At 72.9% G+C, this 2,509-nt stretch carries 2 protein-coding genes; both read right to left on the minus strand.

Annotation, left to right across the window (positions count from 1 at the left end):
• The coding region (locus J1C73_RS12235) for a dipeptide/oligopeptide/nickel ABC transporter permease/ATP-binding protein (protein ID WP_207316392.1) at positions 1 to 1,785 on the minus strand (1,785 nt) is incomplete at its 3' end.
• Between the two features lie 2 nt (positions 1,786 to 1,787).
• Positions 1,788 to 2,509: ABC transporter permease (locus tag J1C73_RS12240; protein WP_207316393.1), on the minus strand; the 722-nt coding region annotated here is incomplete at its 5' end.

Raw genomic sequence — 2,509 nt, forward strand, 5'->3', positions numbered from 1 at the left:
ATCCCGGGCCCGTTCGCAGCGCGGGGCGAAGGAGCATCCGCCGCTGTCCTCACCCGGCTCCGGCGGACGGCCCGGGATGGTCACCAGCTCCGTACCGGGGGGCGTGGTCATCGTCGGGACCGCTCCGATCAGCGCCCGTGTGTAGGGGTGCGCGGCGCCGTGCAGCAGCTCCGTGACCGGGAGGCTCTCGACGATCAGGCCGCCGTACATCACCAGCACCCGTTCGCAGACCTGGGCCACGACGGCGAGGTCGTGGGAGATCAGCAGCAACGCCGCGCCGGAGTCCGCACGCACCTCGGCCAGCAGGTCGAGCACCTGCTTCTGGACCGCCACATCCAGCGCCGTGGTCGGCTCGTCGGCGATGATCAGCTTCGGATTCCCCATCAGCCCCATCGCGATGACGGCCCGTTGACGCATCCCGCCGGAGTACTCGTGCGGCCGCTGCCGGGCCCGGCGTTCCGGCGACGGGATACGCACGGCGCCGAGCCGGTCGACGGCGCGCGCCGCGGCCTGCGCCCGGGTGTGGCCGAGGTGCACCTCCGCCACCTCGGCGAGCTGGCGGCCCACGCGCAGGGCGGGGTTGAGCGAGGCCATCGGGTCCTGGAAGACCATGGCGAGGGCGGTGCCCAGCCGGGGGTCCGCCCGCAGATCGTGCCCGTCGAAGCGGAGGGTATGCGCCGAGACCTGCCCCGGGTGCGGAACCAGGTCCGCCAGTGCCAGCGCGGTGAGGCTCTTGCCGGAACCGGACTCGCCGACCAGCCCGACGGCCTCGCCCGCGCCGATGTCCAGCGAGATGCCGCGTACGGCCTGCCGCCCGCCGGGAAAGGTCACGCGTAGATCGTGCGCCCGGATCACCGGCCCGCCGTCGGTGCCGGCCGCCGTGTCCCGCACAATCTTTTCCGGCCGCCGCGGCGCCGACGTCCCCCGCGCCTGTGGTGCCCGTCGGCCGCCCGCCTGGGCGAGCACCTCACCGACCAGCCCGAACATCAGCCCCGTCAGCACCACGGCCGCACCGGGTGCCAGGGCCGCCACCGGGTTCACATAGACCCGGTTCAACTGCTCGTTGAGCAGCCGCCCCCAGTCGTAGTCCGGGGGCTGCACACCGAGCCCGAGGAAGGAGAGCCCCGAGAAGGCGACCAGGATGCCCCCCGCCGCCTGGGTGGCGAACAGCACCGACGGCTCGGCGATGTTGGGCAGCAGATGACGGACCACCAGCCGGAACCGGCCCACGCCGAGGATCCGTGCCGCCGCGACGTAGTCCGCCCCCGCGACCGACGCCGTGAGGTTCTGCACCAGCCGTGCCATCGGCGGGACCATGGCGAGCCCCACCGCGAACACCGCCCCGGTGCTGCCGACGCCGAAGATCGTGGCCAGGAAGAGCAGGAACAGCAGTCCGGGGAAGGCCACCAGCACGCCCACCACGGCGGTGATCAGCCGCCCCGCGCGGCGCCCGAGCACCGCGGGTGCGACACCGAGCAGCAGCCCGCCACCGACCCCGATCGCGGTGGCCAGCAGAGTGAGGCGAAGGGTCAGCCGGGTCGCCACCACCACCCGGGCGGCGATGTCGCGGCCCAGTTGGTCGGTGCCGAGCAGGTGCGCGGCACTGCTGCCCTCGTTGATCGCGTCCGTGTCCACCCGCGCCGCCTGGGTGCCGAGCAGGGCGGGGCCGAACACGGCGACCAGCGCCACCACCAGGCAGGCGGTGAGGGCGGTGACGCCGATCGGCGTCCTGAGGGTGCGCCCCAGCCGGTGCCGCAGCGCGGTGTCGTGATTCCTATGAGACATCGTCAGCTCCCGCGAACGGTGGACCGGGGGTCGGCGACGGCCACGGCCACGTCGACGGCGAAGGTGATCAGCAGGGCGGCCGCCCCGTAGACCAGCACGACGCCCTGGACCAGGGGGTAGTCCTTCTCGGTGATGGCCTGCACGATCGTGGTGCCGAGACCAGGCCAGGCGAAGACGTTCTCGATCATTACGGTGCCGGCGAGCAGTGAACTGAACAGCAGCCCGCCCAGGGTGAGCGAGGAGGTCAGCAGATTGGGCAGCGCGTGCCGCAGATAGCGCAGCGGGGCGGGCAGCCGTTTGGCCTGGGCGGTACGCATGTAGTCCTCTCCGAGCACCCGCAGCGTCTCCACCCGGACGATGCGCGACAGCGTCGCCGCCGGGACGAGCGTGAGGGCCAGTACCGGCAGTACGTAGGAGGCCGGGCCGGCCTGCGAGGCCACCGGGAGGACCGGCCAGGCCACGGCGAACGCGGCCACCAGACCGACCGCCAGCAGGAATTCGGGCACGGCGCCCAGAAATCCGGTGACCCCGGTGAAGGCGAGTTCACCGCGCCGCCTGCGGCCGTCCCGGGTCAGGACCGCGGCCGTCATCCCGACCGGGATCGCGAGCAGTAGGATCAGCACGAACGCGGGGACGGCGATCTGCAGGGTCGCCGGAAGCCGGCTGGAGATGATCTCGGACACGGGCAGCTGGGCGCCGATCGAGTCCCCGAGGCTGCCCTGGA

Origin of the sequence: Streptomyces laculatispora (assembly GCF_017353455.1) — a bacterium.
GTDB classification, from domain to species: domain Bacteria; phylum Actinomycetota; class Actinomycetes; order Streptomycetales; family Streptomycetaceae; genus Streptomyces; species Streptomyces laculatispora.